Annotated in this window: 6 protein-coding genes and 1 pseudogene; 2 read left to right on the top strand and 5 right to left on the bottom strand. The window is 62.0% G+C overall.

Features of this window, described 5'->3' with window-relative positions:
• Positions 1 to 340: 340 nt before the first annotated feature.
• The 5 genes and pseudogenes from B3B04_RS01505 to B3B04_RS01485 form a co-directional block, all read right to left on the bottom strand.
• Positions 341 to 1,618, bottom strand: coding sequence for a hypothetical protein (locus B3B04_RS01505; protein ID WP_292039115.1), 1,278 nt, complete (start codon positions 1,616 to 1,618; stop codon positions 341 to 343).
• A 232-nt stretch (positions 1,619 to 1,850) separates the two neighbouring features.
• Positions 1,851 to 2,252, bottom strand: a complete 402-nt coding sequence (locus tag B3B04_RS01500) for a c-type cytochrome (RefSeq protein WP_292039113.1) — start codon at positions 2,250 to 2,252, stop codon at positions 1,851 to 1,853.
• A gap of 201 nt (positions 2,253 to 2,453) precedes the next feature.
• A pseudogene (locus B3B04_RS01495) lies at positions 2,454 to 2,534 on the bottom strand (IS5/IS1182 family transposase); the annotation flags it as partial.
• A 452-nt stretch (positions 2,535 to 2,986) separates the two neighbouring features.
• Positions 2,987 to 3,472: a DUF411 domain-containing protein gene (locus B3B04_RS01490; protein ID WP_292039111.1), complete on the bottom strand. Its 486-nt coding sequence runs from the start codon at positions 3,470 to 3,472 to the stop codon at positions 2,987 to 2,989.
• Between the two features lie 2 nt (positions 3,473 to 3,474).
• Positions 3,475 to 3,702 (bottom strand): heavy-metal-associated domain-containing protein, encoded by a 228-nt coding sequence (locus tag B3B04_RS01485; RefSeq protein WP_292039109.1) that lies wholly within the window; start codon positions 3,700 to 3,702, stop codon positions 3,475 to 3,477.
• 158 nt (positions 3,703 to 3,860) lie between these two features.
• Here B3B04_RS01485 and B3B04_RS01480 point away from each other — a divergent pair, with 158 nt between their 5' ends.
• Both B3B04_RS01480 and B3B04_RS01475 read left to right on the top strand, forming a co-directional pair.
• Positions 3,861 to 4,316, top strand: a complete 456-nt coding sequence (locus B3B04_RS01480; RefSeq protein WP_292039107.1) for a DUF305 domain-containing protein — start codon at positions 3,861 to 3,863, stop codon at positions 4,314 to 4,316.
• A gap of 245 nt (positions 4,317 to 4,561) precedes the next feature.
• Positions 4,562 to 5,673, top strand: a 1,112-nt coding sequence (locus B3B04_RS01475) for a copper resistance system multicopper oxidase (protein ID WP_292039106.1), incomplete at its 3' end; no start/stop codon positions are given.

The following is a 5,673-nucleotide window of genomic DNA, read 5'->3' as shown; positions in this document are numbered from 1 at the left end:
ATCCAGTTAACTTGTCAGCACCAGCACCGCTGCACGCGCAGTCCGAGTTTTTGGCAAACGTCCATATGCGCAGATGCGAGCAATGCATCTGATCGGGCGACAGACGATGAGTCTCATTTTGGTTGACTTGTTAGCTCCACCTAAGCGACCAGCATCACTGTGTTGAGACTCATAGGATGAACCATGAAACTATCGGGGACGGCCTTTCTGGCAGTGCTGTTGAGCGCTGGAACAGCGACGGCGCAGGAAGGGGAGTTCACTGGAGGGGATGGGTCTGACGTCCAACCTTCTCCACCTTAAGGGATTGATTTCATTATACAAGATCCCAACAGCTCTCGCTTCAGATCACGAACACCGGCGCGAACCCACCCCCTAGCGTCCTGAAATTTGTGGTCTGGCCTTGATAAAGGCGCGCGGCCACCAGAAGCACCTGCCCATCATAGGTATACAGTCGCACGTCCATTTTGCGCCTCTGGGGTGTCTCGTCGATCTTGATCATGCGCTCGCTGGGGCGGACCAGCGTCTGGGCAACGTATCCGCCTCCCACGATCTCCGCCCAGACTCCTTTCGTCAGCTTGTCGCCACGATATACCGCCTTGCCACCATGTCCTCCTGTCGGCTTGAAGAACAGGTCCTTGCGGGATTTCCAAAGTGCATCAGCGTTGTCGGGATTGACCAGAACGGTGCGTGGAACGGCAGCAAGCCCGGCCCGAATCCCCGGGTCGACTCCCCATGCCTCAAGTGTCGCGGAATTCGAAAGAAGCGAAAGGTTGCGCTTGTCGGCAAGGAGCGCGTGGTTGTGCGGATTCGGCGTTACGACAACCGCGCCATCACGGTAGGATTCCTGCAATGCCTTGTGCTCGGGCTGATCAAAGGCGAAATCGGTGACCCGATTGTAAACGAGATCGATCGTCTTTCCGTCGACGCTGAGCCGACCATCGTCGTAGCTAAGGTGACCGGCGTCGGCGATGACCGCGTCTACCCCTCGTGCCGCCAAAACTTGCCGCGCGAGCACGAACTCGGGATAAAGGTACTGTTCCGGCGGATTGTCATCGATGATGGCGATGCGTTGTGGCGTGCCCGTTCCCCGCTGCCGAATCCATTCGTTCTGGAACATGCGAAACGCCGCGTCCTCGAACGATGGCAGCGCCGGGGGGATATCCATTTCGGCACAACACGCGCGCTGCGCCCTTGCAAGAAAGGCATTGAGAAATGCCCCGCCGGCGTTGGTATTGATCTCGATCAGCCGGGGGCCGTCTTCGCCAAGATGAAAGTCGTAGCCCATCAATGCCCCGATCGGACCGTGATCCGCCCGCGCGATTTCCGGCGCCCAGGAAAGGACCGCGGCTTTGTATGCCGCGAGTTGGGCGGTGGTCTCCACAGCCGCTGCGATGGCGCGCATCTCATCCACGGTGGTGGCCGAAAGGAACACCGGTACGTGCGAGAACAGATGGGCCTTGGGGCGGATGAACGTCTCGAAGAATGCCGGCTCACCGGCCTCGCGCTCCATCGCTTCGCGCAGCGATGGAAGGTCCAGTGTAACGCAGAAGCAGTTCTTGTTGAGTCGGTCCGCGCGGTCCTGAACCCGCTTCGATGAACTGGAGCCGGGATTGTTCATCGAGGGAAAACCCGAGGCGGCGCCAAGATCGAGCGCGCTTCAAATGCCAAGTAAGCCATGAATAATCCCACGAACATCCCTCCCAAAGGTTTCGCCATCAGGTCGATCCAAATATGCCGCTTCTGTCCGGCAGCCACAACTGTCACCGGGTGGGCCTCGGAAAACTGAGCAGCCGGTCGCACGGGCAGCTCCGGCCTGCAGCGAAGCTCCATCCCGAAGGTGCCATCAGCGCTCAGCGTGCTTGCGACACATTCTCCTGGTAGGTCCGCTCGCGCTCCGGCCAGGTGCTCTTGATATAGGCGAGCGCAGCCTGGATCTCTGCGTCGCTGAGGACGGCAAAGCCCGGCATGTCGCTCTTATAGCCGCCCCCGACGATGGCGGCCGTGCCCTCCTTGACGATCCGGAACAGGATGTCATCGGGATGGTGCCACGTGTGGCCGTCGGCATCGTGTGGTGGCGCCGGGAGACGCCCGGACGGAAGGGGCGTCTTCCAGTCCGGCTGCCCCTCGAGCTGCGCACCGTGGCAGGACGCACATTGGTCCGCATAGATCTGCCGGCCCTGTTCGATGACTTCTGCAGATGACGCGGCGTTGGACGAGGTCTGGCCATAGTGCCTGCCAGCGAAGACCGCCATGACCAGGCCTCCGACGAGCAACCCGGGCCACAAGATATTACGGAGTTCTTTTCGCATGAGTGTTCGGCGTCAGCGCCTTTGGCACAGATCTGGGGTTGCGGATAATGGAGGGATTGGGTCTCGTCGCAGTGACATAAGGAACGCAGATGAGACCCAATCCCTCCAGCCCAAAATTGGCTGCCAAGCCCACCAAGAAGCCCGCCGAGGTTTGCCGTGGCTCTTAGGGAAATAGGGCTCCAGCCGAGCCATCTGCTCGTCCGTCAGCCAATAAAGATCGCTCATAATCCAGACTCCTCAGGAGCCTGAATCAGATCGCACGCCGCAATTCAATGGGTCCTGAGCCTAGGTCCTTCTTTACTTCTCGAGCTTCGACCTACTGGTCGTCGCCGACCACGAAGATCTCCGACGGCGAGTTCTGGCTCGACGCGACCAACCGAAGCGATGCCGGGCGAAGTCGAAATTCGCGATGTAGGCGAGCGCGTCCAGTTCGATGTCACTGTACGCGGTCGCGAATCCGAATTGACTGCGATCCGGCCTGAGTAGGCCGGTCATTCCGGTTGAGCGGGCGATCAAGCGCGTCTTTCACTTGGTCGAGGTCGATGGCTCATTTGCATCTAACCATAAAGGCTCTCCTTGGAGAGGGCGCCGCTGGCGATGGTCTGGTCCGCGATGGGAGATACGAAAAGGCCCCGCCGGCTAGCCGGCGGGGCCTTCTGTCATAGTGGAGTAGGGGTCTAGCGGACGGGCGTCGCGCCTTCGAAGGTCATGAAGGGGGCGGGCTGGCCTGCGCCGAAGCGCATGACGTCGTAGCGTTCGAGGGCGTAGCCGGGGGCCTCCATGCCGGGCGAGCCGGTCGGCATGCCGCCTACGCCGATGCCGCGCGATGCGCCCGGCGATTTCAGGAAGGCGCTGACGGCGGCGGCGGGGGCATGGCCCTCGATCACCTTTCCATCGACGACGGCCGTGTGGCAGGACCACAGGGATTCCGGCACGCCGAGACGGGTCTTCACTGGTGCCAGATCATCGGTGGCGACGACGCGGATGGCGTAGCCGGCCTTGCGCATATGCTCGACCCAGCCGCCGCAGCAGCCGCAGGAATCGCTCTTGTAAACGGTCATGTCCGAGGCCTGGGCCACGGTGGGCAGGCCGTTCAGCAGGAAGCCCGCGCCGCCGAGGATGGCGACGCCGGCGGCGAGGGAGGCGATCTTCAGCTTGTTCATGGTCAGGCGGCCTCGGCCGGATAGCCGGCGGCGTCAAGCGCGGTCAGCAGGGTTTGACGGTCGGCGTCGGTCGTCACCTCGACGCGGCGGGCCTCGATGTCGGCGGTGATCTGGGCCGAGGCGTCGACCGAATGAATGGCCTTCTCGACGCTGGCGACGCAGCCGCCGCAGCGGATCTTGGGGATGTGGAGCACCTGTAGATCGGTGGCCCCGGGAACATGGGCGGACATGGGCGAACCTTTCAATAATGGACGCCTGTCGGTTCTAATCCTTCCCCTCATGGGAAGGTCAACAGCCGGAACCATTATTTTTTGTAGGGGTTAGCTGGGTGGCCCTGCGGCGCTTGTGCGCCAGGGCATCCGGATTTTGAGAGGCAGGGAGACGCGCCGTGAACAAGGGTCAATACCGGTCATTCGGGATCGAACTGGTTCTCGATTTCATCGTCATGTACCTCGTCATGTATACGATGATCGCCACGCTGGATCATTTCTACCTCAACCTCAACAACGTCTACATGACCCTTATGATGGTCACGCCCATGGCGATCCTCATGCTCTGGTTCATGCGATCAATGTATCCGTCGCGTAAGCTGAATCTGGCGATCGTCGGTGGTGCTGCGGCGGTGTTCATCCTCGCTTTCGTCGGCATGCGGACCCAGGCAGGGGTGGGCGACAAGGAATTCCTACGCTCCATGATCCCCCACCATTCCGGCGCGATCCTGATGTGCGAGCAGGCCTCGATCCGCGATCGGGAAATCCTGGCCCTGTGCGACCAGATCGTACGGGCGCAGGACGACGAGATCGCCCAGATGAAGGCGATCCTGACGCGCCTTGATGCCGACTGATTCCAACGCCGCTGTAAGCGATCTGGCGGCGCCTAGCTTGAAACACCGTCCTTTTGCTGCATCCAGATCTTGGTTCCGCCGTCATGGCTGCAAGGTTTCGCTCCGCGCCCCGGAAGCTTGGAGCCTGCCCTCTCTTGTGTGGCGACCTGTCGCAAGGGGAAACGGCTGCCGGGTGCGTAGTACCCAGTGAAGCTCCCTCCGAAGTCGTCGGCGGCGAGCCGCATTCAAGAAGGATGATCCATCATATGTCGAGCATGGCTCTCGATCGCAGATCCCTGTTGCGGAGCGCCGCCGTCAGTGGCGGATTACTGGGCCTCTCCGGCCTGATGCCGGCTTGGGCCCAGTCGGGTTCCCCTGGTCTGCGCGCCGATCTGCCGACGCTGACGGGACCCAACATCGACCTGACCGTCGGAGACGCCAGCTTTACCGTCGGCGGGCGCACGGGCCACGCCTTCATGATCAACGGCCTGCTGCCCGCGCCCCTGCTGCGGATGCGCGAAGGCCAGAACGTGCGGCTGTCGGTGACCAATACGCTGGACGAGGACACCTCGATCCATTGGCATGGCTTGCTGCTGCCGTTCCAGATGGACGGCGTGCCGGGCGTCAGCTTCCCCGGCATCAAGCCGCGCGAGACCTTTGTGTATGAGTTCCCGATCAAGCAGTCGGGCACCTATTGGTACCACAGCCATTCGGGGCTGCAGGAGGCGCTCGGCCATTACGGCCCCATCGTCATCGACCCGGCGGGCGTCGATCCGGTCGCCTATGACCGCGAGCATGTGCTGGTCCTGTCGGACTGGAGCTTCATGCATCCGCACCAGATTCTCGACAAGCTGAAGAAGAGCCCCGGCTACTTCAACATGCAGAAGACGTCTTTGGCCGGACTGCTGGACGGCTCGGACGGCATGGATCTGGCCGAGCGCCGGATGTGGGGCGGGATGCGGATGGATCCGCGCGACATCCTCGACGTCAACGGCACCACCTATACCTATCTGATCAACGGCCACGGCCCGCAGGAGAACTGGACCGGCCTGTTTCGTCCCGGCGAGCGGGTGCGTCTGCGCGTCATCAACGCCTCGGCCATGTCGATCTTCAACGTCCGTATCCCGGGTCTGGCCATGACCGTGGTCCAGGCCGACGGCGAGAACGTCCGACCGGTGGAGACCGACGAGTTCCAGATCTCGGTCGCCGAGACCTATGACGTCATCGTCCGTCCGACCGAGGACCGGGCCTACACCATCGTCTCCGAAGCCATCGACCGTTCGGGCATGGGCCGCGCGACGCTGGCGCCGCGTCTGGGTATGACGGCCGAGGTCCCGCCGCTGCGCAAGGTGCCCAACCTGACCATGACCGACATGGG

The sequence above is a fragment of the Brevundimonas sp. UBA5713 genome, from assembly GCF_002419815.1.
Lineage (GTDB): Bacteria > Pseudomonadota > Alphaproteobacteria > Caulobacterales > Caulobacteraceae > Brevundimonas.
The sequence above is the reverse complement of the archived record's forward strand: the minus strand, read 5'-3'. Positions and strand labels throughout refer to the sequence as shown.